General features: G+C 66.2%; 22 protein-coding genes, 1 tRNA gene and 1 pseudogene. 14 read left to right on the plus strand and 10 right to left on the minus strand.

All coding sequences use genetic code 11. From position 1 onward, the window contains the following. Window positions 1–20: 20 nt before the first annotated feature. On the plus strand, window positions 21–1,880 hold the full coding sequence (locus tag AC4EEO_RS05400; RefSeq protein WP_285320035.1) for an ABC transporter ATP-binding protein: 1,860 nt from the start codon (window positions 21–23) through the stop codon (window positions 1,878–1,880). Here the strand turns inward: AC4EEO_RS05400 and AC4EEO_RS05405 are convergent. Genes AC4EEO_RS05405 through AC4EEO_RS05415 form a run of 3 tightly spaced genes read right to left on the minus strand, consistent with a single transcriptional unit; the run spans window position 1,877 to window position 3,375 of the window. Continuing rightward, entirely contained in the window at window positions 1,877–2,482 is a 606-nt protein-coding gene (locus AC4EEO_RS05405; protein WP_133831038.1) for a hypothetical protein, read from the minus strand. The two genes, AC4EEO_RS05400 and AC4EEO_RS05405, sit on opposite strands and share 4 nt — an antisense overlap. A 24-nt stretch (window positions 2,483–2,506) precedes the next feature. Further along, on the minus strand, window positions 2,507–3,154 hold the full coding sequence (locus AC4EEO_RS05410) for a hypothetical protein (RefSeq protein ID WP_133831037.1): 648 nt from the start codon (window positions 3,152–3,154) through the stop codon (window positions 2,507–2,509). Then, window positions 3,151–3,375 carry a hypothetical protein gene (locus AC4EEO_RS05415; RefSeq protein ID WP_133831036.1) on the minus strand — a complete coding sequence of 75 codons (225 nt, stop codon included), beginning with the start codon at window positions 3,373–3,375 and terminating at the stop codon, window positions 3,151–3,153. The genes AC4EEO_RS05410 and AC4EEO_RS05415 overlap by 4 nt, the downstream gene beginning before the upstream one ends. A gap of 154 nt (window positions 3,376–3,529) precedes the next feature. Here AC4EEO_RS05415 and AC4EEO_RS05420 point away from each other — a divergent pair, with 154 nt between their 5' ends. The 7 genes from AC4EEO_RS05420 to AC4EEO_RS05450 all read left to right on the plus strand — a co-directional run bounded on the left by AC4EEO_RS05420 (window position 3,530) and on the right by AC4EEO_RS05450 (window position 14,591). Beyond that, the gene (locus AC4EEO_RS05420; protein WP_491340065.1) at window positions 3,530–4,666 is read left to right on the plus strand and encodes a GuaB3 family IMP dehydrogenase-related protein; all 1,137 of its coding nucleotides are present in this window, start codon (window positions 3,530–3,532) and stop codon (window positions 4,664–4,666) included. A gap of 101 nt (window positions 4,667–4,767) precedes the next feature. Beyond that, window positions 4,768–6,507: a glycerol-3-phosphate dehydrogenase/oxidase gene (locus AC4EEO_RS05425; protein WP_109863693.1), complete on the plus strand. Its 1,740-nt coding sequence runs from the start codon at window positions 4,768–4,770 to the stop codon at window positions 6,505–6,507. Between the two features lie 40 nt (window positions 6,508–6,547). Next, a complete protein-coding gene (locus AC4EEO_RS05430; RefSeq protein WP_018760364.1) occupies window positions 6,548–7,036 on the plus strand; it encodes a PTS sugar transporter subunit IIA in 489 nt (162 codons plus the stop codon). Between the two features lie 76 nt (window positions 7,037–7,112). Then, entirely contained in the window at window positions 7,113–7,976 is an 864-nt protein-coding gene (locus AC4EEO_RS05435) for an SURF1 family protein (RefSeq protein WP_491340066.1), read from the plus strand. Then, window positions 7,973–8,482: a DUF3817 domain-containing protein gene (locus AC4EEO_RS05440; RefSeq protein WP_491340067.1), complete on the plus strand. Its 510-nt coding sequence runs from the start codon at window positions 7,973–7,975 to the stop codon at window positions 8,480–8,482. Before AC4EEO_RS05435 ends, AC4EEO_RS05440 begins: the two co-directional genes overlap by 4 nt. Window positions 8,483–8,568: 86 nt before the next feature. Further along, on the plus strand, window positions 8,569–10,158 hold the full coding sequence (gene guaA, locus AC4EEO_RS05445; protein ID WP_026264280.1) for a glutamine-hydrolyzing GMP synthase: 1,590 nt from the start codon (window positions 8,569–8,571) through the stop codon (window positions 10,156–10,158). Window positions 10,159–10,286: 128 nt separating this feature from the next. Continuing rightward, window positions 10,287–14,591, plus strand: a complete 4,305-nt coding sequence (locus AC4EEO_RS05450) for an AAA family ATPase (protein WP_491340068.1) — start codon at window positions 10,287–10,289, stop codon at window positions 14,589–14,591. A 62-nt stretch (window positions 14,592–14,653) separates the two neighbouring features. Here AC4EEO_RS05450 and cpaB read toward each other — a convergent pair whose 3' ends face one another. The 3 genes from cpaB to AC4EEO_RS05465 all read right to left on the minus strand — a co-directional run bounded on the left by cpaB (window position 14,654) and on the right by AC4EEO_RS05465 (window position 16,484). Continuing rightward, entirely contained in the window at window positions 14,654–15,385 is a 732-nt protein-coding gene (gene cpaB / locus AC4EEO_RS05455) for a Flp pilus assembly protein CpaB (RefSeq protein ID WP_491340069.1), read from the minus strand. 111 nt (window positions 15,386–15,496) lie between these two features. After that, window positions 15,497–15,751 (minus strand): FmdB family zinc ribbon protein, encoded by a 255-nt coding sequence (locus AC4EEO_RS05460; protein WP_491340070.1) that lies wholly within the window; start codon window positions 15,749–15,751, stop codon window positions 15,497–15,499. 112 nt (window positions 15,752–15,863) lie between these two features. Continuing rightward, a complete protein-coding gene (locus tag AC4EEO_RS05465) occupies window positions 15,864–16,484 on the minus strand; it encodes a 5-formyltetrahydrofolate cyclo-ligase (protein WP_491340071.1) in 621 nt (206 codons plus the stop codon). 103 nt (window positions 16,485–16,587) lie between these two features. Here AC4EEO_RS05465 and galU point away from each other — a divergent pair, with 103 nt between their 5' ends. The 5 genes and pseudogenes from galU to AC4EEO_RS05490 all read left to right on the plus strand — a co-directional run bounded on the left by galU (window position 16,588) and on the right by AC4EEO_RS05490 (window position 19,591). After that, window positions 16,588–17,493: a UTP--glucose-1-phosphate uridylyltransferase GalU gene (gene galU, locus AC4EEO_RS05470; protein WP_026264278.1), complete on the plus strand. Its 906-nt coding sequence runs from the start codon at window positions 16,588–16,590 to the stop codon at window positions 17,491–17,493. A gap of 4 nt (window positions 17,494–17,497) precedes the next feature. Then, a pseudogene (locus AC4EEO_RS05475) lies at window positions 17,498–18,119 on the plus strand (GNAT family N-acetyltransferase). 105 nt (window positions 18,120–18,224) lie between these two features. Continuing rightward, complete coding sequence (locus AC4EEO_RS05480) at window positions 18,225–19,145, plus strand: hypothetical protein (RefSeq protein WP_491340398.1); 921 nt, start codon at window positions 18,225–18,227, stop codon at window positions 19,143–19,145. Window positions 19,146–19,277: 132 nt separating this feature from the next. Further along, window positions 19,278–19,353, plus strand: a tRNA-Ala gene (locus AC4EEO_RS05485). 85 nt (window positions 19,354–19,438) lie between these two features. After that, entirely contained in the window at window positions 19,439–19,591 is a 153-nt protein-coding gene (locus tag AC4EEO_RS05490) for a hypothetical protein (RefSeq protein ID WP_018760353.1), read from the plus strand. 74 nt (window positions 19,592–19,665) lie between these two features. Here AC4EEO_RS05490 and corA read toward each other — a convergent pair whose 3' ends face one another. Both corA and AC4EEO_RS05500 read right to left on the minus strand, forming a co-directional pair. Beyond that, the gene (gene corA, locus AC4EEO_RS05495) at window positions 19,666–20,661 is read right to left on the minus strand and encodes a magnesium/cobalt transporter CorA (RefSeq protein WP_285320027.1); all 996 of its coding nucleotides are present in this window, start codon (window positions 20,659–20,661) and stop codon (window positions 19,666–19,668) included. Further along, window positions 20,662–21,156 (minus strand): Lrp/AsnC family transcriptional regulator, encoded by a 495-nt coding sequence (locus AC4EEO_RS05500; protein ID WP_196803301.1) that lies wholly within the window; start codon window positions 21,154–21,156, stop codon window positions 20,662–20,664. 169 nt (window positions 21,157–21,325) lie between these two features. Here AC4EEO_RS05500 and AC4EEO_RS05505 point away from each other — a divergent pair, with 169 nt between their 5' ends. Next, window positions 21,326–22,570: an MFS transporter gene (locus tag AC4EEO_RS05505; RefSeq protein ID WP_018760350.1), complete on the plus strand. Its 1,245-nt coding sequence runs from the start codon at window positions 21,326–21,328 to the stop codon at window positions 22,568–22,570. 40 nt (window positions 22,571–22,610) lie between these two features. On the opposite strand, the gene AC4EEO_RS05510 is transcribed toward AC4EEO_RS05505, so the two are convergent. Both AC4EEO_RS05510 and AC4EEO_RS05515 read right to left on the minus strand, forming a co-directional pair. Beyond that, window positions 22,611–23,114, minus strand: coding sequence for an Lrp/AsnC family transcriptional regulator (locus tag AC4EEO_RS05510; RefSeq protein WP_018760349.1), 504 nt, complete (start codon window positions 23,112–23,114; stop codon window positions 22,611–22,613). A 140-nt stretch (window positions 23,115–23,254) separates the two neighbouring features. Further along, window positions 23,255–24,493, minus strand: a complete 1,239-nt coding sequence (locus AC4EEO_RS05515) for an MFS transporter (RefSeq protein WP_491340072.1) — start codon at window positions 24,491–24,493, stop codon at window positions 23,255–23,257. Between the last annotated feature and the right edge of the window lie 90 nt (window positions 24,494–24,583).

Genomic DNA, 24,583 nt, shown 5'->3' on the forward strand with positions numbered 1-24,583 from the left:
GCCAGCACTAGGCTGATTCCATGTCCCAACCGCGCCATCCGGCGGAACTCACCCCAAAACGCGATCCGCAAAAACGGCTTGCCATCAGGCCGTACGCGCGCGCCGTAGCCCAGGTCCTCAGGGTCAGTTTCCGGGCGTCCCCGGGCGCGGTGATCATGAAGGTGCTCGGCTCGCTGATTTCGGCCGTCCTTCCCCTGGTCACCACCTACTTTGCGTCACGGACCACCACGGCGCTTGCTGCTGCATATGCGGGCGACGCCGGAGCCGGACGCCTTGCGATCGTCTACGTCGTGGTCACCGCGGCGCTGGGCCTCTTTTGGGGCGCCTTCAGCAGCGTCGACCGCTACATCCAGCAGTTGATGAGCTTCAAGGTCGGCGCCATCGTGGGCGACCAAATGTACGAACGATTCCTTGCGCTGGAATTCTGGCGCTACGACGACAAGGAGACGGTGGACCTCTACGACCGCGCCAAGCGGTTCTCGGACTCGTACGCCCGCGTCCTGGACCGGATCGCCGCCATTTTCACTCAGCTGGTCTCGGTCATCCTGGCCATCGGTGCCCTGCTGCTGGTGAGCTGGTGGATCGCCGTCATCGTGCTGGTGGCCATCATTCCCAGCGTGTACCTGCAGTTCAAGCTCTCCCGGGAGCAGATTGCGCACTGGAACACCCAGGTGGACTCACGCCGCCAGCGCCGAATGATCGAAACCAACCTGCTCCGCCCGCAGCACATCGCAGAGATGCGGCTCTACGGGATCGTCCGCTTCCTCATGGACCTCCGCTCCCGCCTCCGCGACGCGGACGAACGGCGCCGTCTTGATTACCAGCGGCGCTACATCCCCAGGCAGCTGGCTGCGGACGCCCTGCAGTACGGCGCCGAGGTGGTCTCGCTGATCTGGGTGGTGGGCCAAGTCATCGCCCGGGCCCAGCCCGTAGGCCAATTCCTGTACGTCCAGCAGATCGTCAGCCGCGCCTTGTCCACCGCCAACAACCTGGTGTCCTCACTAAGTTCCATTGACGAAGACCTGGCCAACCTGACGGACTACGAGACCTTCATGGGGATGCCCGTTCACGCCGAACATGCACCGCCCCTGTTGGAGGCTCCACAGGAAGTGGAACTGAAGGACATCCGCTTCACCTACACGGGCAGCGATATCGAGGTGATTCGGGGAATCAGCCTCACCATCAGGCGCGGCCAGCACATCGCCATCGTAGGGGAGAACGGCGCCGGAAAGTCGACGCTGATCCGCATCCTCGCCGGCCTCTACCGCCCGGACTCCGGACAGGTGCTGCTCGACGGCGTGGACCTCGCCGCCGTCGACGTCACCTCCTGGCACCGGCACCTGGCAGTCCTTAGCCAGGAGTTCCTGAAGTACGAGTTCGCCACGGCCGCGGAGAACATCTATTTCGGCGACGTCGACAGCCGGCGCGATGACGGCCGCATCCGGCGGGCGGCAGCAGACGCCGAAGCTTTGGAGTTCATCAACAAACTGCCCAACGGCCTGGACAACCACGTCAGCAACTGGATGGAGGATCCGCGGGGCCGTAAAGGAAGCGGCCTCTCCGGCGGCCAATGGCAGCGCCTGGCCATGGCCAGGAACTTCTACCGGGACGCCTCGTTCATGGTGATGGACGAACCGACGTCCGCCATCGACGCCCTCGCCGAGCACAGGATATTCACCCGCCTTTTCGCCGACCGCGACAGCACCATCATTGCCATCAGCCACCGGCTGGCCACCATCGAAAAGGCCGACGTCGTCTACATGCTGGAAGACGGCAGGATCGTCGAGCAGGGCACGCACAAAGAACTGGTGGCCCTCCGCGGCAGGTACTTCAGGATGTTCGAATCCCAGTTGACCGTCGAGGAACCGACCGGAACCTAGGACTGCACCACGGTGGTGCGGACCCGTGCCACGCTCGGCCTGGGCGGGACGCTGCTGAACCCGAACGTCACGGCGGGCCGGATGGGAGCCAGGGTCCCGGCGTCGGCGCCTTCCCAGCGGACGACGGCGGAGGTGACGTGGTGCAGGTCGCTCACCCCGTAATACTCCGCCCTGCCGCTGCCCGCCGTGCCGTAGGTGCGGGCTCCCGGGGCCGCCAACGCGGCAAGCGGACTGACGGCGGAAAGCCAGCGCGGGTGCACCGCAAGGCGCCGCGGTACGGCCCGCAAAGCCGTACCCAGGAAGGTCCTCGCCCCGGTCACGGCCCGGATTGCCAAGGGGCCGGCGTCGACCCTTAGCGCCCGTTCACCCAACACGGCGGAGACGTCAACCAAACGCACCTCATCGAACGTGTAGGTGGCCGCGATGAACTCTGCCACATCCGGCCGGGGTGCCAACAGCAGCCGGTGCCCCGAGGGTTGCTGCACCATGACGTCGGCAAACGAACCGAAGGGGGAGTCTTGCCAGATGCCCACCACGGCGCGGAGCCCGGATGCCGTGCCAATACCTGCAATATGCCCGTCGAAGATCCAGCGTTTGCCCATCACAATCCTGCCGCTGACCGGTTATCAGAGCGGTCCGTAGGCGGCATTGCCATGAGGATCGCGCCAGAGGGCCAAATCTTCTTCAACTGCCCGCCGAAGCTCTGGGTTGGATTGCACCCTTTCCCGGAACGACTGCCGGGCGCGGCCCATGACCGTTGACGGGACCACGATGCATGCGACCAGGAGAAGCAGGATGAGTACGAAGGCTCCCACGAGTGTTATTGCCGCACCATTGCCCTTCGCCGTGGCCGAGGGCAGGTAGAGGACCATGATGGCGCCCAGCGCGACTGCCAGTACGGACATCATGGCGACGCCACCACGGGCGGATCCCGGGCCACGGCTGATCAGGACCCTGTCGGGGGTGGGCAGGGTGGCCCGGGCACGCTTCCATCCAAAGAGGCCCGAAAGCATCAGGCCAACCCCCAGAGGGACCAGTACGAGCGCTGCGGCAGGGTTCCCCGACGTGACGGCAAAAAACATGCCCGCGAGGGCCAGGACGGGACCGCCGGCGATTGCGCTGCTCCAGCCGGCGGCTCCGGTACCTTGGGCGTCAGCCAGTTGACGCAGCCGGGACGGAGCGTTTGGCGGGCTGATCCGAGCCAGTTCCGGAGCCAGCCAGTGCTCGAGGGAGTGGACGGGCGCATCTGCGGGGAAGGGATTGTGATGTGTCATGCCGGAAGCAAGCCCAGTCCGTGGCGCAGCCGGTCCGCCAGGCCCGGGGCCGCGGTCGCAGGCTGCGTTTCGTCACCGGCGGCGATTTCAACGCCGGCCGCACCTGTACCGGCGTGTGCGTGCTGGTCAGCCTGCGGGAGGGGTGTCGTTGAGCCAGCTGGCAGGGACGGCGAGGTCTGCTTCATCATCGGCTGCCAGCGACGGATAGACCAGGTGGCCATGGTTGGTTCTCCTCGGAAGGTGGGCGCGGGGAGCGTTCACCGAATCCCCCTGCCCAAGGCTACGCGGTAGCCAGGCAGTTCTTCCATGGGCAGGGCTGCACCCTTGCATGCAGTCCGGACCCGGCCAGCGGAGCTGCTGGGATAACCTAGAGCAGTGACTTATGAGATCGAGATCGGCCGTGGCAAGCGTGGGCGTCGTGCCTACTCCCTGGATGACATTGCAATCGTCCCCAACCGTCGCACCCGCGACCCCAAGGACGTCTCCGTCTCCTGGCAGATCGACGCCTACCAGTTCAACATGCCTGTGATCGCCGCCCCGATGGACTCGGCCATGTCCCCGCAGACCGCCATCGCCCTCGGCAAGCTTGGCGGCCTGGGCGTCCTTGACCTGGAAGGCCTGTGGACCCGGTACGAGGATCCGCAGTCCGTGCTGGACGAGATTGCGGCCCTTCAGGACGAGGTCAACAGCCCCGCCGTGACAGGCCGGATGCAGGAGCTGTACCGTGCGCCCATCCAGCCGGAACTCATCACCTCCCGTCTGGCCGAGATCCGCGAGGCCGGCGTCACCGTGGCCGGATCGCTCACCCCGCAGCGCACCCAGGAGCACTACAAGACCGTCGTCGCCGCCGGCGTCGATATCTTCGTCATCCGCGGAACCACGGTGTCCGCCGAGCATGTCTCCAAGAACCACGAACCGTTGAACCTGAAGCAGTTCATCTACGAACTCGACGTCCCCGTCATCGTGGGCGGGGCGGCGGGCTACACCCCGGCACTGCACCTGATGCGTACCGGCGCGGCAGGTGTGCTGGTGGGCTTCGGCGGCGGCGCAACCACCACCACGCGTCGCGCCCTGGGCATCCACTCGCCCATGGCTTCAGCCATTTCCGACGTCGCGGCCGCCCGCCGTGACTACATGGACGAGTCCGGCGGCCGCTACGTCCACGTGATTGCCGACGGCGGCATGGGCACCTCGGGTGACATCGTCAAAGCCATTGCCATGGGCGCCGACGCCGTCATGCTGGGCAGCGCCCTGGCCAGGGCAGAGGAGGCGCCGGGCAAAGGCTGGCACTGGGGCCAGGAAGCCCACCACACGGAGCTCCCGCGCGGGGACCGCGCCAACGTGGGCACCGTGGGACCCCTGGAGGAAGTCCTGTTCGGACCCGGCCACCACACCAACGGCACGTCCAACCTCATCGGCGCGCTGCGCCGCTCCATGGCGACCACCGGCTATTCGGACCTGAAGGAATTCCAGCGGGTCGACGTCGTGGTCTCGCCCTACGCGGGGAACTGACCCGATTGGGCGGGGCGGCAGTCACCGCCGCCCTGCCCAAAGCGCGCTTCCAGCAAGTAGTGTGGGTTTACTACCGGCACTAGCGGCACTGGAGGCGTTCAATGAAGAGTGTTCCTGCAAACGGCGGAGTTCTCGGCCCGGAAGCCAGGGAAGCATCCATAGGGCGGTTGCGCGCCACCGCGGAACCTGGCCAGGAACTGGACATCCTGATCGTGGGCGGCGGCATCGTCGGTGCGGGAGCCGCACTGGACGCCGTTACCCGCGGGCTGAGCGTTGGCATCGTCGAGGCAAGCGACTGGGCCGCCGGAACGTCGTCGCGGTCCTCGAAACTCATCCACGGCGGCCTGCGCTACCTGGAAATGCTTGACTTCGCCCTGGTCAAGGAGGCCCTACAGGAACGCGGACTGCTGCTTTCGGAAATTGCCCCGCACCTGGCTCGGCCGGTGCCATTCCTCTATCCGCTGACCAAGCCGTTCATTGAACGGCCCTACGTCGGCGCCGGCATTGCGCTGTACGACGTCATGTCGATCTCCAGCGGGCACAGCCGCGGCGTGCCGTTCCACAAACACCTGAGCAGGCGTGGAACCCTCCGTGCCGCCCCCAGCCTGAAGGACGACGCCTTCGTGGGCTCGATCCGCTACTACGACGGCCAGGTGGACGACGCGAAGTACGTGGCCAACCTCATCCGTACCGCCGCCTACTACGGAGCCCACGCCGTCAACCAGATGGCCGTGGTGGACTTCCTTCGCGAAGGGGAGCGGGTGGTGGGAGCCAAAGTTTCCAACCGCGAGGACGGCACGGAGTTCAAGGTCCGCGCGAGGCAGGTCATCAACGCCACAGGCGTCTGGACCGACGAAACCCAGGCCATGGTCACCGACCGGGGCCAGCTCAAGGTCCGCGCCTCCAAGGGCATCCACCTGGTGGTTCCGCGGGACCGGTTCCAGTCAACGGTGGGGCTGATCCTTCGCACGGAGAAGTCCGTCCTGTTCGTCATCCCCTGGGGGCGGCACTGGATCATCGGCACGACCGATACTGACTGGCACCTGGACAAAGCCCACCCGGCCGCGTCCAGCAAGGACATCGACTACATCCTCGAGCACGTCAACAAGGTGCTGAAGCGGCCATTGACCAGGGAGGACGTTGAAGGGGTCTATGCCGGACTGCGGCCGCTGCTCGCCGGTGAAAACGACTCCACGGCCAAGCTCTCCCGCGAACACGTGGTGGCGCACCCCGTCCCGGGCCTGGTGGTGGTGGCCGGCGGAAAGTGGACCACGTACCGGGTCATGGCCAAGGACGCCGTCGACGAAGCCACCCGCACCATGGACGAACGGGTTCCGCCCAGTTGCACCGAAACCATCCCGCTTCTCGGTGCCAGCGGCTTCCGGGCCGCCTGGAACCGGAGGAACCGCACCGCCGAGGAATCCGGCGTGCACGTGGCCCGCATTGAACACCTCCTCAACAGGTACGGATCAATGACGCCCGAGGTCCTGGCCATCATCGCGCAGGATAAGGAGCTGGCCGAACCCATCCCCGGGGCCGATGACTACCTGCAGGCCGAAGCCGTCTACGCCGCCACCCATGAGGGGGCCCGCCACGTGCAGGACGTCCTGACCCGCCGTACGCGGATTTCGATCGAGGCGTGGGACCGGGGCGTGTCTGCTGCCCCCGTTGTCGCTAAACTGATGGGTGACGTTCTTGGCTGGAGTGACGCGCAGCGCGAAAACGAAGTCCGCCACTACATTGCCAGGGTGGAGGCCGAGCGCCTCAGCCAGCAACAGCCGGACGACGAATCCGCGGACGCTGCCCGCCTGGGCGTGGAAGACATCGTGCCCTTGCGCTGAGGGGCCGCTCGCCCCGCACTGCTGACTGAAGGGATACGCCTTGGCGGAACCACTTGACCCGTATGACGCCGAACTCACCACCCCCGAGATGGTGATTCTGGAACTGGAAGCGACGGACAAAACCGACGCCACCAACCAGCTGGCGGAACGGCTCCATGCCGCCGGGCGAATTTCCGACCTTGACGGATTCCTCAAGAACGTCAACGCGCGCGAGCACCAGCTGGCGACCGGCCTCCCCGGCGGGGTCGGTCTCCCGCACGCCCGCAGCGAGTTCGTCTCCCGGACGTCGATCGCCGTCGGCATCACCAAGTACGGCCATGCCCTGGACTTCGGCGCCACGGACGGCCCGGCCACCGTCATCCTGCTGATCGCCACGCCCGCCAGTTCATTCTCGGACCACCTGGAAGTGCTGGCCACGTTGGCCCGGTCGCTGTCCAAGGAATCCTTCCGGGAATCCCTGCGGCGGGCCTACGATGCAGAAGTCATCGCCGAGCTCATCAATTCCAGCCTGGTGTTCTTCGACCACTAAGCAGCCGGGTCCCTGCGCCGCATCCGAACGCACAGGCGTTTAGTTGTTCTACAGAAGTACGAAGTACGGTTAAGACGTGTGGAAAACAGCCCTCAAACCCCGATGGATCGCAGGCTTCATCTTCGCGATCGCGCTTTCCGGGGTCTTCGTGCTGCTCAGCCAGTGGCAGTTCGGCCGGTCCACCCAGCCCGAAGCGCCGGTCAACCCCGCCACCGAACAGGTCCAGCCGCTCACCAGCACCCTCCAGCCCGGCGAATTCTTCCACGGCAGCGTCTCAGACCAGATGGTCACCGCGGAGGGAACCTACAGTCCCGACAAGCAGGTGCTGGTCCCCGGCAGGCTGCACGATGGAAAGACCGGCTATTGGGTAGTTTCCGCTTTCGCCGTTAACGGCGCCCCCACCCTTAAAGGTGCGGCTGCCTCCCCACAAACCTGGATTCCGGTGGCGCGGGGCTGGGTGGCGGACCCTTCCGACGCGCCAGCCCCTCCGTCGGGCCTGGTGCAACTGACGGGGCGCTTGATTCCATCTGAAGCGCCGGTTCCCGGGAAGGCCCCCAAAACGGGGAAGGCCTCGGCCGTGTCTGTTGCCGAACTCATCAACTACTGGGGCGTCAGCAGCTACCCGGGATTCGTCTCGGCCACCGCGGAGGTGGCGGGCGGCAAAGATGTCAGCGCCGCGTCCGTGCCTGGCAGCCTGCTTCCGCTGAACATCGGCCCCCAGCCACCGTCGCAGCAGATCAACTGGCTGAACCTCTTCTACTCCATCGAATGGGTGGTTTTTGCCGGCTTCGCCCTCTTCATCTGGTGGCGGCTGGTCAAGGACGACTACCACCGGGACCTTGAAGAGGCCCTCGACGAAGCCGAGGAGTCGGATGAACCGGAACAGCACCAGAACGAACAGCAGCAACCTGATCAGCACCAGCAGAAGGTACAGCCATGATTGATCCGAAACCGGCCACCCCCTCGTCCCAGGCCTCCGGCGCCAAAGGATCCAGCAAGAAGCGCCGCTTCGGCGGCACCGAAGCGCAGATCCGGTCGGCCCTGAAGTTCTACAAGGTCATGGCCTACCTGACCGGCACCATGCTGCTCCTGCTGTGCGCGGAACTGGTGGCCCGGTACGGCTTCGGGCAGTACCTGTTTGCCGGCGGCACCAGCGCACTCACCGGCCAGCCCTTCGGTTTTGGCTTCGCCGACGCCGAACCGCCGGCGGTACTGAACGGTGTGAACGTCTCCGTCACGGTCCTGATCGTCCACGGCTGGATGTACGTGGTGTACCTGATCTCCAACTTCCGGCTCTGGTCCCTCATGCGCTGGCCGTTCCTGAAGCTGGTCCTGCTGGCCCTCGGCGGCGTGGTGCCGTTCCTGTCCTTCATCGTCGAAAAGAAGTTCCACGCCGAGGTTGAGGCCGAGCTCGCCGCCAACCCGCAGGCACCCCAGCGCTACTGAGCGTTTCCGCCTTCACTGACGTCTGCTCCGTCACAGGGAGGTCTCTCAAGGTGCGTCGGTGCAACGGCGCAAAGTAGGCTATTACGGTGACTACTCCCACTGCATCCCAGACTTCCCAGAAGCCGGTGCTGGTTGTTGATTACGGTGCCCAGTACGCGCAGCTCATTGCCCGCCGCGTCCGGGAAGCGAATGTGTATTCGGAAGTGGTTCCGCATACCTACACCACCGAGCAGCTACTGGCCAAGAATCCCGCCGCCATCATCCTCTCCGGCGGCCCCTCCAGCGTTTATGCCGACGGCGCCCCGAGCGTCGGTGCAGACCTCTTCGAAGCCGGCGTCCCCGTCTTCGGCATCTGCTACGGCTTCCAGGCCATGGCCAACGCCCTGGGCGGCAAGGTGGACAAGACCGGGCTGCGGGAGTACGGATCCACCGAAACCACCATCCTGGGTGACGGGCGCTCCGTTCTGGAAGGCATGCCCCAGCACCAGAAGACGTGGATGAGCCACGGCGACTCCGTCCACGAGGCGCCCGAAGGCTTCGATGTCCTGGCCACCACCGCCGGCGCTGAAGTCGCGGCCTTCGCCAATGAGGAGAAGTGCCTGTACGGCGTGCAGTGGCACCCGGAGGTCAAGCACTCCGCCTACGGCCAGCAGGTCCTGGAGAACTTCCTCTTCAAGGGCGCCAAGCTGGAACCCAACTGGACTACCGGCAACATCCTCGAGGAGCAGGTGGAGCGCATCCGCCAGCAGGTGGGAGACGCCCGGGTCATTTGCGGGCTCTCCGGCGGTGTCGACTCTGCCGTGGCCGCCGCCTTGGTACAGCGCGCAGTGGGCGACCAGCTCACCTGTGTCTTCGTTGACCACGGCTTGCTGCGTGAAGGCGAGGCAGAACAGGTGGAGCGCGACTTTGTCGCCGCCACCGGCGTCAAGCTCTACGTCGCCAACGAGCAGGAGCGCTTCCTTTCGGCACTGGCAGGCGTCAGCGATCCGGAAACCAAGCGCAAAATTATCGGCCGTGAATTCATCCGTGCTTTCGAGGAAGCGGAACTGGCCATCATCGCCGATGCTGCTGCCCACGGCGAGAAGATCAAATTCCTGGTCCAGGGCACCCTGTACCCGGACGTCGTCGAATCCGGCGGCGGCGAAGGTGCTGCCAACATCAAGAGCCACCACAATGTGGGCGGCCTCCCCGAGGACCTGCAGTTCGAGCTCGTCGAACCCCTGCGCGCCCTGTTCAAGGACGAGGTCCGTGCCGTGGGCGCACAGCTCGGCCTGCCGCAGGAAATCGTCGGCCGCCAGCCCTTCCCCGGCCCCGGCCTGGGCATCCGGATCGTCGGCGACATCACCAAAGAACGGCTGGACCTGCTCCGCAAGGCGGATGCCATCGCTCGTGCCGAACTGACTGCCGCCGGCCTGGACGACGAAGTCTGGCAAATGCCCGTTGTGCTTCTCGCCGACGTCCGCAGCGTCGGCGTCATGGGGGACGGCCGCACTTACGGCCACCCGATCGTGCTCCGTCCCGTGTCCTCCGAGGACGCCATGACCGCCGACTGGTCGCGCCTGCCCTACGATCTTTTGGCACGGATCTCCAACCGGATCACCAACGAGGTGGACGGCGTCAACCGGGTGGTGCTGGACGTCACCAGCAAGCCGCCGGGAACCATCGAATGGGAATAGTCCCCTGAGTGGCCGGCCTCCGCCAGCGGAGGCCGGCCACTGTTTTTCCCGGGAGAATCCCAGCAATTTACTGTGCTCCAGTGTTGCGGTCGCCAAAGTCCGGCACCGGAGCGGCTACTCTCGAATCTATGCCGGTATGGTCCAGGGCGTCACGTGCAAACGCAGAAAAGAAGGCAGAAGTGTCAGTTGGTCAAGGCCACCCGGAAGGCTCGGAAGAGCTTCGCAAATGGCTGTCCGGGCTTAAACCCGTCACTGGCGCGGACACGATGCTGCGCTTCACCAAGACCCCCGAAGGCTCCATCGACCTCACCTCGGCGCATCCCTCGGGGCTCGCCCAGCTCATGGCAGGGCGCCGCACACGCCTGTCCACGCTGATCCGGGACCGCCAGCAGTACGTCGTGGCAGCCAGGGCATCGCGCAACATCCGGTCAAAGATCTTTGAGCTCTCCAACGACCGCGGCATCGACGCCGGGTACCTGTCCGCCGGCACTGTGGTGTGGACGTCCGCCGTCGGAGGCAAACCCCAGCGCGTGTCCGCCCCCGTCATGCTGACCGCCATATCCCTCACCGTCCGTCCGGGGGAGGACGACTTCGAGCTGCAGCTCACCGAGCAGGCGCACATCAACCCCGCCCTGGTGCGCCACCTGAAGAACATCCACGGGATCGTCTTCGACGTCAACGCCGTGACCCGCCTCGCCTACAGCACCGCACGGTTCGACCCGCAGCCCGTCCTTGACCGGTTGGCCACGCTGATCCGGCCCATCCATGGCGCAGAAACCCAGCACAACCTGCTCGTTTCGACCTTCGCCGATCTTTCCGGGAACCTGGACGACCCTTGGATCAACGACTCCCACCCCATTGTGTCCGCGCTGGCGACCGCCGCCGGGGGCGAAGTTGTGGATGTCGAAGACCCGGACCCCTCGCGTTTCCCGCACCTGGACAACAGGCATCCCAAGGACGAGCTGTTGCTGCTGGACGCGGACACGGACCAGCAGTATGTGATTGATGCGGCCCGAGCCGGTGACTCCCTCGTTGCCAGCGCCCCGCCGGGTACCGGCCAGACGCAGACCGCGATCAACACCATCGGTGCCCTGGTGGACGCCGGGAAGACGGTGCTGGTGGTTGGTGACCGCCGGGCCAGCCTAAATGAAGTCTCCGGCCAGCTCGAATCCCTGGGACTGGAATCCATCCTGTTCCAGCTTTCCGGGAACGTCACGGCGCAGCAGCTGAAGGGCCAGCTGGTGCGGGCGATCGTCCGCAACGAAAAGTCCTTGGAACCGCAGTTGGGCAACCTGCACACCACCCTGACTGAGCACCGGCACGCGCTCATGGACCACGTGGCGTCGCTGCACAACGTCCGGGACCGGTGGGGCTGCTCGCCCTACCAGGCCATGCAGTCCCTCGCGGAGCTCACCTCGATCCATCCGGCGCCGGCCACCACGGTCCGGTTGAAGCGCAGTGTCCTGGACAGCATCCGCGACCGCGAGGAGCTGGCCGGAAGGCTTCGCCGTGCTGCCGAACTGGGCAGCTTCAGCAAGGCCGCCACCACCAGCCCCTGGCACGGCGCGCGGTTGCTGACCCGGAAGGAAACCGAGGAAGCGCAGGATCTGGTCCGCTCCGTGGCCAAGAGCCTCCCGGTGCTGCGCGACCGCATGGACGCCGTCGCCGAGCATGCTGAAATCCGGCTGGGGGAGTCCTTTGCGGAATGGGGCGAGCAGCTCGAGCTGCTGGTTGCCGTCCGCGGCAGCCTGGACAAATTCACGCCGGACATCTTTGACCGGCCCGTGACGGACCTGATTTCCGCCACGGCACCGTCAGCGTGGCGCCGTGAGCGCGGCATCGAAATGACGTCCATGCAGCGTTCCAGGCTTCGGCGGGTGGCCAAGGAATACGTCCGTCCCGGCGTGCACATCGCCGACCTGCACACATCCTTGGTCCTGGTCCAGGAGCAGCGCGCCCTCTGGGCCGGGTATGCCACCACCCAACGCCATCCGGCGGTTCCGTCCGGCCTTGCCGAAATGAACGCCATGTACCGGTCGCTGGACGCGGAGCTGGAACAGCTGGGCCAGGCGCTCCGGCACACGGATGCCGGCGGGTCGCTCGCCACTGCGCCCTACGGCCAGCTGATGGAGCGGCTGGAACGCCTCGTGGCGGACACCGATACCCTCAAGACCTTGCCCGAACGCACACTCCTGATCGAAAACATGCGTGAGCACGGTTTGGGCGAACTCCTTGCCGACCTCGCGGAGCGGGAAGTCCCGGAACGGTCCGTTGCAGCCGAGCTGGAATTGGCGTGGTGGCAGTCGGCCCTTGAGGCCATGATCAGCGGCGATGACTACTTGGCCATGTCCGACGGCGACGCGCTGCGCCGGCTCGAGGCCGAGTATCGGTTGGCGGACAACGCGCACATCGCCAGCGGCGCCGCACGCCTTCGCTGGGACTTGGCGGAACGCTGGCGCGGGGCGATCGCCGAGCAGCCGCGCCAGGCGGGCCTGCTGCGGAGCCTGCTCAAGGACGGCCGGGTATCGCTCCCGTCCTTGACCGCCCAGGCTCCTGACCTGATCGGCACGCTGGTTCCGGTGTGGTCTGTCAGCCCGTACCTGATGACCGGGCTGCTCCCGGCAGAGCAACACTTCGACGCCGTCGTGATCCTGGATGCCGAGGCCACGTCCCTGCAGGCCGTCCTGCCGTCGATCGCCCGTGCACGCCAGGTGATTGCGTTCGGCGACCCGCGCATCGCGTCGCCCCGGACCTTTACCGTGGGCGTGGAACGCCTCGCCGCCGGTGAGTCCGCCCACCACAGGGTGGAGAGTGCCTTCACGGCTCTCTCTGCGGTGCTTCCGGTTTGGCGGCTGAACGTGGTGTACCGGGCCGTGGACGAGGACCTCGTCCTGCAGCTGAGCAAGAACTTTTACGACGGCGGGTTGCGCCGGCTGCCCGAGGGCCAGTCGGCGACGGGCTTGGACCGGTCGCTGCTGGTGGAGTACCTGCCTGACGGAACCGGCTTGCCGAGCGCAGACCACGAGGGTGTGGAGTCGGTGGTGGCCGAGGTCAACCGGGTGGTCGAGCTCGTGTTCGAGCACGCCCGCCTGCGTCCGCGCACTTCGCTCGCCGTGGTCACCGCCAGCCTGCGGCATGCCGCCAGGATTGGCGAGTCCATCCGCCTCCAGCTGGCCAACCAGCCCGGAATGGCCAGCTTCTTCGGTGCCGGTCCTGAGTCCTTCAGGGTGGTGGACCTGGAGAGGGCCCAGGGGCTGGTTCGCGACCATGTTATTTTCTCCCCAGGTTTTGGCCGCACCCCGCACGGCCGGGCGCTGCACAACTTCGGACCATTGTCCGCGGAAGGTGGCAGGGAGAAGTTCGCCCTGGCCATGACGCGGGCGCGCCGGTCCATGCATGTGCTCACCTGCTTCCGGCCCGAGGACCTGGACCACACCAGGCTCACGCACGGGGCGGTGGACCTGTACACGCTGTTGAACCGCGAAATTTCGGGTAATACCGACCTCGGAACTCCCGCCTCCCGGGCTGCCGCCAGCGAACAGGCACTCGGTGCGGACCCGCTGGTCGCCGACTTGGGTGACCGGTTGCGCGCCCGCGGCGCCCGGGTTTGGCACCAGTACGACGGCGCCATCGACGTTGTGGCCGCGGCTGACCCGCTGAATACCATGGGCAAGGATGATGCCGACCTGCCACGACCAGTGGCGATCGAGTCTGACGGCACCGGGCAGTACCGCACCATGAGCGTCCGGGAACGCAGCAGGCTCCGCCCGGAGCTGCTGGAGCGCCTGGGATGGCGTTATATGCCGTTGTGGACCATCGAGGTATTTACCGACCCGTCGTCCTGTGCCGACCGCATTGCCGGGTACCTCGGCCTGGAAAACCTGGTGCTGCCGGGCAGGACCGGGCACTCGGCTGGATTCCTTGACGACGACGTGGACCAGGCGCTCAATGGTATCGATACAGCATCGGCCGCCGGTGTTGCCTATCTGCCGCGGAACGCCAATGGCGGGAACCGGAGTGACTCCGGAGACCCCGCCGCGGGCATCCGCCCCAGCCAGGGCCGGCGGGCCGGTGGCCTGGACACCAAGGAGGCCAACGGCATGGTCGCGGAAGACAGTGTCTCCGACGACAGTGTTTCCGACGTCAGCGTTTCCGACGACAGTGGTTCCGGCAGCGATATTTCCGACAACAATGGGTCCGCGGAAGATCGGGCCGGAGAAGATATGAGCGAGAACGAGAAGACGGAAGCGGTACCTGACGGCGGAAATCCGGCAGGTGCGCCTCACTCCACTCCAGCGCCAGGGCGGGCCACCTCAGGTACCGACGCTGTGCTGCCCAGCAAGGCTGCGGAGGACGACGCCCGCAGCTGGGGCGACCGGGAGGATGACCACGACGCGTGGCTGAAGGAACAGAAACCGCCGCACTGGGGCTGACCAGCAGCCAAGCCTTTGGGCCCGGGCAACCCGGAAGTTGTTGAGGGATCGTATCCGTGGTGTCACGGCGGACCAACCAGGACGAAGAAGAGCCTGCCCTGCGTTGACGCTCCAGCCAGCCGGGATGACTGTTCCGCGTTTGCTGCCACCACTATCAACCCGTCGGTCTCCGTTGTACCAAGCCATTGGCCACCCTGGCCGCCCTTGTTCGAAGTCCACAGCACGGGAACCGCAGACGCCAGCACCTCGGAGGGGCCTTGCTGGTCAAACCCGTTGGCAGATGTGAGCACCACATTGACCAACTGGCCCGGGGCCACCAGCTGAATGGAGGACGGGTCCGCCATGCGGAGCGGAACCGCGACCGAGCCCGGAGGCGTCCCAACGAGAAGGCCCGGTCCCAGGAGTTGGGCGTCGGTAACGAGCTGGCCCTTTCGTAACGGACCGGCGAGCTGCTTGCCGGCGGCTGCAGCAGTGTCTTGGAGGAAGCCCTCCGCCACCATCCCGGGCGGCACATGAACGCTGGCCAAATCTGCCGCCGTCACAGCGGTACCTGCCGGAAGATCCCGCGCAGCAGCAAGTGCTGTCACGGTCGAGAGCGGAGCCGGCGTCAGTTGATTGACAGTGATGGCCGCCGCTGCACACAGGACCAGGGCGGCGGCCAGGCGGCGGTTGCGGCCCAGCCAGGACGCAACCCGCGCCGGGATGGGGTGGTTGGCCTTGGCGGGACGGCCGGTGGTGCGGGACGTCGTGGGAATCCGGAGGCTGTCGCGGCCGCGGCGTGGATATGCAGGCATGCGCCCACGCTATGGGCAGCCGAAGCGGCAGGACAGTGGTGGCTGCAGCTATGTGGACAAAGGCGGCCGGCGCCCGAAGGTGCCGGCCGTCGTCGTCATCAGTGCTTGGGGCTAGCTGGCCGCTGCAGCCGGGGCTGGCGATGCCGCCGGCGTCGCTGCCGGGGCGGGGGAGACCGAGCTGCCCTTGGAGTCGCGGGAGTCGGTACGGTAGAAACCTGAGCCCTTGAAAACCACACCCACGCTGTTGAACTTCTTGCGCAACGTGCCCTCGCATTCGGGGCAGGATGTCAGGCTGCTGTCCGAGAACGACTGGACGATATCGAAGGCGTGGCCGCAATCCTTGCAGGCATAAGCATATGTTGGCACTGGTGCTCCTCCTCTTGGGCAAACGAGAGGTCCCGTGCTGCCACCCGGTAATCCGTTAGCAGTCGCAGGGCCTGAGTGCTAATTCTATCACTGCGCCCGGAAGGGACCGGGCTCAGCCGCCACCCGCCAGGCCCCGGTACCCGGAAGGCATCAGGACACCCGGGACCGGGCGGTCGAATTCCTCGGCAGGAATCCGCCCCGCGGGAAGCAATTCACTGTCGTAGATAACAGCGGCCAGCGGTATTTCCTTCCCGCCAGTGGCGAGATGCCCCAGGAAGGTGTCGTAGTAGCCGCCCCCCTGGCCGATCCTGTTGCCTGACAGGTCCACGGCAGTGGCGGGAATGATGAGCGCCGCTGCGCTTCCGGCCGCGTCGGGCCCGTGCCGTCTCCCGGCGGGTTCCAGGATGGGCGCGTACCGGCTGCGTTCGAAGCTGGTGTCCGGGGTCCAGAACACCCAGCTCAGCTCCCGGCCCGGCTCGCATACCGGAAGCAGGACCTCGTGGCCGCTGCCGTGCAGCGCCTTGACCAGCGGCATGGTGGGCGGTTCCTTGCCGACACCCAGGTAGACGCATACGGTGCCTGGGCGCCCCGCAGTGACGGATGCTGCCCAGGCTTCCCCGTGGCGAGCCAATGCCGAACCGGCGGCGTCCAGCTCCGCCTCCGTCAGCGCGGCGCGCCGGCGCCGGTGGGCCGCCCGGATATCGTCCTTGGCGGGATTCGTCTGCTCCTGCATGGTGTCCTTCCTTGGTACCGGCGTTCCGCGGCGTCACGGGCGGATGACGGCCCGCTGTGCCGGTGGTTACTGAAATGCTTGACGCTGACGTTAGATTAGTCCGGTGACTACCAGTAACCCCAGAGTCCGCAAAGCCGTCATCCCAGCAGCGGGCCTGGGCACCAGGTTCTTGCCGGCCACCAAGGCAATGCCGAAGGAAATGCTCCCCGTCGTGGACAAACCTGCCATCCAGTACGTGGTGGAGGAAGCCGTCCATGTGGGCCTGAACGACATCCTGATGATTACGGGCCGAAACAAGCGTGCTCTGGAAGACCACTTCGACCGCGTGCCCTCGCTCGAATCGACGCTTGCCGACAAGGGCGACACGGAGAAGCTCGCCTCCATCCAGGCAGCCAGCCAGTTGGGCGACATCCACTACGTCCGGCAAGGCGACCCGCACGGCCTGGGCCACGCCGTGCTCCGCGCCAAACAACACGTCGGCGACGAAGCCTTCGCTGTCCTGCTGGGTGATGACCTCATCGATGCCCGTGACGAACTGCTGAGCACAATGATCGACGTGCAGGCGAAGACCGGCGGGTCCGTCGTCGCCCTCATCGAGGTGGAGCCGGCACAGATCAGTGCCTACGGCTGCGCCGACGTCCAGGAACTCGACGGCGAAGGCTATGTCCGCGTCAACCGGCTCGTGGAGAAGCCCTCACCCGAGGAAGCACCGTCCAACCTGGCACTGATCGGCCGCTACGTCCTGCACCCCGCGGTATTTGATGTCCTCGAGCACACCGCACCCGGCCGCGGCGGCGAGATCCAGCTGACCGATGCCCTGCAGGAACTCGCGTCCGGAGACGGGGAGGGCTATGGGGTCTTCGGTGTGGTGTTCCGCGGCCGCCGCTATGACACCGGGGACAAACTCAGCTACCTGAAGGCCTGCGTCCAGCTGGCCGTCGACAGCGATGACCTGGGCCCCGGCCTGCGGGAATGGCTGCCCGGTTTCACCGCCGGCCTTTCCAGCTGACGCCGTGCGTACCGGTCCCATCTGGCCGGTCACCCTCGAATGCGGTGACCTGGTCCTGCGGCCCATCCGCTACCGCGACAAAAGGGAATGGACCGAGGTGCGGTCCAGGAACAGCGAGTGGCTGGCGCCCTGGGAGGCCTTCCAACCCCGAACCGGGAGGCGGGCTGCCCGACTACCGTCATATGGTGCGCTCATTGAACGCGCAGGCGGCCCAGGCCACGGCGCTTCCATTCGTCATCACCGAGCGGACGCCGGGACTTCGGAATCCGGCCATCGTGGGCCAGCTGACGGTGTCCTCGATTGTGTGGGGTTCGGCCATGATGGCCACGCTGGGGTACTGGGTGGATCAAGCCCGGGCCGGCCGGGGGATCGCGCCCACATCCGTGGCCCTGGTGACAGACCACTGCTTCCGGACCCTTGGCCTGCACCGGATGGAAATCAACATCCGGCCCGAGAACGCGCCCAGCCTGAGGGTGGTGGAGAAGCTGGGATTTCGGGATGAGGGATACCGGCCCCGTTTCCTGCACATTAATGGCCGGTGGGCGGATCACCGTTCGTTTGCCTTGACCTCCGAAGAAGTCCCGGCGGGCCTGCTGGCGCCGTGGCTGGCGTCCCGCCCGTCATAAATCCATCGGTTTGTGGACAGGGGTACGACACACCGGGGCTAATGCGGCCTGAGCAGGCATGATGCTCATACGGTTTTGAGTGTGGACTTCCCCCTAAGCAGCTCAGTGATCCTCGTGGTTGCCGTCGCGCTCTGGATCCTTTGGGTCGCCCCGTACGTCCTCCGGAACCGAAGGCGCCAGGTCCAGGCCGCCGGCGACTTCCTGGCAGACGTCCCCGCCGATGAAAGGCCGGACCAGCCCGCCGGCAAAGTGTTGAACGTCGTCGCCCAGCAGGAGAAAGCCATGGAACCCAACAAGAGCGCCGCAGCCGCTGCCGGCGCTGCCAGCACCCCGCCCCCGGCCCGGTTCCGCATCCGGTACGGCCGGACGGCAGTGGCCTTGGCGGGTCTGCTGTGCTTGGTGACCGCGTTCATCTCAGGTGTGCTCCTTCCCTTCGGTGTGGGATCGCCCGCGCTTCCCCTCACCGCCTTTGCGCTGGCTTTCGGCGCGGTGGCCCTGCTCCGCTGGCTGGCCCTCCGGGACCGCAAAGCGAAGGTCAACGCGGCCTTCCGCTCCGCCATGAATGCGCCTTCCCGGCGCCAGGAGCCGGACCCCGTCACCGTGCCCGAAACCGATACAGCTCCGGCCCGGCCGGAAAGCCCGTTGTTTGACGCCGAAGCGGGTGAGGCCAAGGCCAAACCGCTCACGGCAATGGAACTGCGTGAGGCGGCCCTCGCCGTCGCCGTTGCCGCCGGTGACACCAGTGCGGCCGCCGCGTCGGCAGTCGCTCCCGTGGGCAGTCCGTGGGAGCCTGTTGACGTTCCGAGGCCAACCTACGTTGAGGCAGCCAAAGCTGAGCGCCCCGAGCCGCTGCCGCTTGAACTGCCGGAGGCTCCGAAAGCGGTTGGCAAACCGTCGCTGAAGCAGGGGGCCGCCGGTGCCGACGCCCCGGAAGCCGCGTCCCAGCCTGCGGGTTCACCTCAATTGACCAAGGCACAGAGTGCCTTGAGCAACCTCGACGACGTCCTCCAGCGCCGTCGGGCATAGGCGGCCGGCAAGCATTCCCATCCGCTGTGCCGCACCGGGCGCGTCAATTTGGTGTTGGACACGGATTATTTGTAGCCTAGGGACACCGGTTCCGCACTGGCCTGGAGTACCACGCAGGCCGCGGTCAATTCCGGGGCTATAGCTCAGTTGGTAGAGCGCTTCGTTCGCATCGAAGAGGTCAGGAGTTCGAATCTCCTTAGCTCCACCAGAACCCTGCCCCCAGCGCAATGTTTATGGGCGAAACGCAGTCGAATGCCCGGGCCGTTACTGCATGGCGGGCCTAGAGTGGCCCCATGGGAATAATCATCGGACTTCTTGTCATTTGGCTCATTCTGTCCATCGTCGGCTTTGTCGTGAAGGGCCTGCTCTGGCTCGCCATCATCGGCCTGGTCCTGTTCGTCGCAACAGGTGTTTGGGGTTGGCTCAAGCGCAGGACCAACGCCTGACCTGATCCTGACGCAACGCGCCAAACGCCCAAGGAACCACCCTCCACAATGGGGTGGCGCCTTGGGCGTTTGGTTTAAATCCAGCCCTTCTTCTTGAAGATTCCGTACATGAGTGCCGCTGCGGCCACCATCAGGCCCAGCGCCATGGGATAGCCCCAGGGCCAGTGCAACTCAGGCATGTTGTCGAAGTTCATGCCGTAGATGCCGGCAACGAACGACGGCGCGAACAGGATGGCCGCCCAGGACGAGATCTTCTTGACCTGCTCGTTCTGCTCGGCGCTGACCTCGTTCTGCCGGTTTGCCGTCAGTGTCCCATCCAGGGTCAGCGCGTTCTGCAAAATGTCGCGGAAGGAGTCTGCGCGGGAGATCACCCGTTCCACGTGGTCCTCAACGTCCCGCAGGTTGTGCCGCAAATCGGTCTCCACCCCGTATTTTTCGAAACCACGCTTCAGCTGGTCCATCATTTCCGGCAGGGGATGGATGGCGCGCTGGAACTGGATGACTTCCCGGGCCAATTCGTAAATCCGCCGGGACACCGAAGAATCGCCGCTGAAGAGTTGGTCCTCGATTTCGTCGATGTCGTTCTCGAGCCCGGCCACCACCGGGGCGTAGTCGTCCACCACCCGGTCCAAAAGGGCGTACAGGACGGCTTCGGGCCCATGCTGGAGGAGGTCGGGCCGGGCCTCCAGACGCTGCCGCACCCTGGCTACGCCGGCCGTTTCGGCGTGGCGTACCGTGACCACAAAGTTCTTGCCCGTGAAGACGTGGAGCTCGCCGAATTCCACCGTTTCATCTGAGTCCACATACCGGGCCGGGCGCAGGACGGTAAAGAGATTGTCGTCGTACCGCTCCAGCTTGGGCCGCTGGTGGGCTGAGACCGCATCCTCCACCGCCAGGCCGTGCAGCCCGAATTCCGCCGCCACCGCCGCCATTTCCTCCGCCGTGGGCCGGTAAAGCCCGATCCACGCCATGCCACCATGCCGGGCAAGGGTTTCGAAGGTCTGCTCCAGGCTTTCGGGCTCCGCGTGGCGGACACCGTTGACGTAGACGGCGTTATCGATGATGGTCATTCAGGAAATCCTAGCCGCCGCGGACGCGGCATTGCTGAGGCCGCTGATGAGGGGCTCTGTCCGGTAGGGGATATGGGTGTGCAGGGCCAGCACCGTCTCAGTCCGGATGACCCCTTTGATCCTCAGGACCTGGCGCAGCGATGCCTGGAGATTGTGCGTGTCCGTGGCCACCACCCGGCACCAGACATCCCCGCGGCCGGAGATTTCGTGGACCTCCAGGACCTGCGGGATAAGCCGCAGCGCCGCCACCACCCCGTCCAGTTCCCGGTGGGAGACCTCGATGGTCACGAAGGCCACGACGTCATAGCCCACCGCATCCAGATCAACCTCGCGGCCGCCCGGACGCAGGACACCTGCGCGGAGCATTCGGCGCACCCGGGACTGCGCGGTGTTCCGGGCAATGCCCAGGGACTCGCTGAGTTCCCCGATCTGTATCCGCGGATCCTTGATCAGGGCCAGGAGGATCTTCAGGTCAGTGGGGTCCAACTTGTTCACGATCGTCACTCTCCACCACATTGGGATCTGATATTTGATGATTGTGCTCAATTATCCATCCAAGAACTGTTGGATCGCGCAACCCTGCCGCACCCTTGAAGCATCACAGTTGTATCCGCGCCGGCGTCCCACAAGGACTGTCCGCTGCGGCGATCCCTAAGGCGGCACGATGACGGTCTTCAGTGAGCTGCGCATGCGCCCGGCAGCGGCCACCCACGCCGGGTGGAATGCCTCCACCACGGCCCGGCTGGTTATTTCGGGTGCGGTCATTTTCATGCTCCTCGTAGGCGCCAACCTGGCCACACCGCTGTATCCCCTCCTGCAGTCCAGCCTTGGGCTCTCGAGCCTGGACGTCACGGCAGCGTTTGCCAGCTACGTCCTGGCGCTGGTGGGAACCCTGCTGGTGGCCGGCCACTGGTCGGACCACATCGGACGGCGGGCAGCCCTCCTGGTTGCTGTGCTGACGGGTCTGGCCGGCGGCTGGATCTTTGCGGAAGCGCAGTCGCTCGCTGCCCTCTGTGCCGGCCGGGCACTGCAGGGAACCGCCGTGGCACTTGCCACCGGAGCCAGTGCCGCCGCCCTGCGGGAGCTGCTTCCATCCCGGCCGGAGTGGGCATCGCGCTTTACGCTCCTGGCCTCCTCAGGAGGCGTCGCCGCAGGCCCGGTCATCGGCGGCCTGCTGTCGCTGCTTCCCGGCGCCACCACGGCCCCTTACGTCGTCCACTCCCTGCTGCTCGCCGGGCTCCTGGTTCCGCTGTACCTGATCCGTGCGCGCCCTGCCATCGTGGCCCCGGCACCGACCCGGCCGCTCCACGCCCTGGCGCCCCGGCGCCCTTCCGTGTCACGCCAGGCGCGCGGAGCCTTCTGGCTGGCATCCGGCGTCGGCTTCCTCAGCTTTGCCGTCTTTGGCTTCAGCCTTTCGCTGGCTCCCGGCTATTTCGCCCAGGTCCTGGCCACGGATTCCCGGCCGTTGATCGGCATCCTGGCAGGCCTGCCGCTGGGGGCTTCGGCCCTGAGCCAGCTGGTCACAGTTCGAGGCCGGTTCACGGTGCCGGCGGGCCTTGCTGTCCTTGGCGTTTCGGTGGTGATGCTGGGAGCCGCCGGTGCCTGGCACAACCCGGCGCTGCTGGTGGCAGCTGCGGTCGCCGCCGGCGTGGGGCAGGGACTGGCGTTCCGGACCGTCTTCAACGATGTCGCGGCCAGGGTGGAGCCCGCCCGGCACGCGCAGATCATCAGCACCGTCTATGTCATTACGTATCTGGGAAGCGCGGTTCCGGTCCTTGGCCTGGGGTGGGCCAGCGCTGCGGTGGGGATGGGCGCGGCGGTCCAGGGCTTCGTCCTGGTGTGCGGCGCGGCGGCGCTGGTCCTCTCCGCCGCGACGCTCGTTCAGTCCGCCAGGCGCAGCGCCGCCTGACGGCATTACCGGGCAACCCCGGTCACAGCCAGGCGCCCCGCTACTCCGGGAGCGGGCCGTGGTTGCCCTGGATGTGTTCGAAGACCAGGGTGGTTTCGGTATGGCCCACGACGGGGTCGGTAGCCAGGTTGTCCAGCACCCAGTCCCGAAGGTCTTCGGTGCTGCCGACGGCGATGTGCAGCAGGTAGTCCACCGACCCGGACGTATGGAAGGTGGAGAGGACAGCCGGCAGGTGCGGTACCCGTGCCGTGAAGCGGTCGATCTGGTCGCGGTCGTGGGCGCGGAGCCGCACGGCCACCAGTGCCTGCACAGACCTGCCGATCGCCGACAGGCTCAACTTTGCCTCGTAGCCCTGCACAATGCCCCGCTCAGACAAAGCGCGGGTGCGCATCAGGGCGGTCGACGGGGCTATTCCCACCATCTCGGCGAGTTGCTTGTTGGAGATCCGGGCATCGGCCACCAAGGCTGCCAGGAGCCGTTCGTCAATAGCATCCAGGGGTTCCAGGTGCGCCCCGGGCCTGATGTTCCTGGCATTCGTGCTCACAGCGTTTCCTTCCAACGGGTCCTCTGTTCATCCTAGACCGCAGAAACGCCGTCATCCGCGGTACAGGAGCACGCCCCGCCGAACATTCAGGCTGCCCGGCGGTGCCTTGAAGCCCGTTAATTCGAGTCCGTCCAAGGCCGTCAGGCGGCGGCGGGGTCCGTTCCAGGATGGACGACGGCGACAGTTGCGGCCGTCAGGCACGCCAGGACGATCACGGCTCCCGCCAGGGCGTTCCAGCCCCAGGCCTGGAAAACCAGGCCGCCGGCCCAGCCGAGCAGGCTGGAGCCAAGGTAGTACGCCAGGTTGTACAGCGACGCCGCCTGGGCCCGGCCGGTGCTGGCTATGGCGCCCGTCCAGCCGGAACCGATGCTGTGGGCCGCAAAGAAGCCCCCGGTGAACACCACCAGGCCGGCCAGGATGAGCACCAGGCTCGAGGCCAGGGTCAGGGCGAGTCCGGCCATGGCAAGGGCAAGCCCTGCCAGGAGGACGTTGCGACGCCCGAACCGGGTGGCCATGGTGGCTGCCCAGCGGGAGGAGAACGTCCCGGACAGGTACGCCAGGAAGATCAGGCTGATAACGGTGGCCGGGAGTCCAAAGGGGGCGCCCGACAACCGGAAACCGAGATAGTTGTAGACGGCCACGAAACCACCCATCATCAGGAAGGCCTGCGCATAGATGGCCAGCAAGCGGACATTGCGCAGATGGCCGCCGAGCATCCGCAGGGCTCCGCGGAGTCCGGCCACCTTCGCGGGCACGAAGCCCTGCGCCCTGGGAACGAGGACCAGGAACGCGACGGCGGCGGCTGTCGCGAGCAGGGAAACGGCCAGGGCCGCGGTCCGCCATCCCCACAGTTCGCCGACCGGGCCCGCCACCAGCCGGCCGGACAAGCCGCCCAGGGTGGTCCCGGCTACATAGCTTCCTGCCGCGAGCGCCGCGTGGGCTTTGCTGACCTCCTCGTTGAGATAGGCGATGGCAATCGCGGGGATGCCGCCCAAGGCCATTCCTTCCAGCAGTCGCAGGGCCAGAAGCATCGCGAACCCGGATGACAACGGCACCAGCAGTCCCAGGACGGTGGCCGTGGAAATGCCCCACATCATGGCTTTGACCCGGCCGATCCTGTCCGCCAGGAAAGACCAGGGAATGACGGTGGCTGCCAGGCCAACGGTGGCCAGCGAGATGGTGAGCGCGGCTTCGGCGGCGGTGACCTGCAGGTCGGATGCCAGCAGCGGGAGGACGGCCTGCGTGGAGTAGAGCTGCGCGAACGTCGCCACACCCGCGCAGGACAGTCCGGCGAGGATGCGCCCGTAGGCCTTGGATCCCTTGGCGTGGCCGGTCCAGCGTGGGGGAGCGGCAACGCCGCCGCGCTGAGTCTTTGGCATCCCGCCAGCGTAGTCCCGCCCCAACTGATGCATCCAATGCATGTTTTATGTCAAACTCATAGCAAAACCGAATTTGCCGACCAGATGCGC

This window comes from Pseudarthrobacter sp. MOO13 (assembly GCF_058267655.1).

Coding starts and splice junctions, on each gene's coding strand:
- AC4EEO_RS05400 (WP_285320035.1), top strand. CDS start 21: ATGTCCCAACCGCGCCATCCGGCGGAACTCACCCCAAAACGCGATCCG.
- AC4EEO_RS05405 (WP_133831038.1), bottom strand. CDS start 2,482: ATGGGCAAACGCTGGATCTTCGACGGGCATATTGCAGGTATTGGCACG.
- AC4EEO_RS05410 (WP_133831037.1), bottom strand. CDS start 3,154: ATGACACATCACAATCCCTTCCCCGCAGATGCGCCCGTCCACTCCCTC.
- AC4EEO_RS05415 (WP_133831036.1), bottom strand. CDS start 3,375: ATGGCCACCTGGTCTATCCGTCGCTGGCAGCCGATGATGAAGCAGACC.
- AC4EEO_RS05425 (WP_109863693.1), top strand. CDS start 4,768: ATGAAGAGTGTTCCTGCAAACGGCGGAGTTCTCGGCCCGGAAGCCAGG.
- AC4EEO_RS05440 (WP_491340067.1), top strand. CDS start 7,973: ATGATTGATCCGAAACCGGCCACCCCCTCGTCCCAGGCCTCCGGCGCC.
- AC4EEO_RS05450 (WP_491340068.1), top strand. CDS start 10,287: ATGCCGGTATGGTCCAGGGCGTCACGTGCAAACGCAGAAAAGAAGGCA.
- cpaB (WP_491340069.1), bottom strand. CDS start 15,385: ATGCCTGCATATCCACGCCGCGGCCGCGACAGCCTCCGGATTCCCACG.
- AC4EEO_RS05465 (WP_491340071.1), bottom strand. CDS start 16,484: ATGCAGGAGCAGACGAATCCCGCCAAGGACGATATCCGGGCGGCCCAC.
- AC4EEO_RS05490 (WP_018760353.1), top strand. CDS start 19,439: ATGGGAATAATCATCGGACTTCTTGTCATTTGGCTCATTCTGTCCATC.
- corA (WP_285320027.1), bottom strand. CDS start 20,661: ATGACCATCATCGATAACGCCGTCTACGTCAACGGTGTCCGCCACGCG.
- AC4EEO_RS05505 (WP_018760350.1), top strand. CDS start 21,326: ATGACGGTCTTCAGTGAGCTGCGCATGCGCCCGGCAGCGGCCACCCAC.
- AC4EEO_RS05515 (WP_491340072.1), bottom strand. CDS start 24,493: ATGCCAAAGACTCAGCGCGGCGGCGTTGCCGCTCCCCCACGCTGGACC.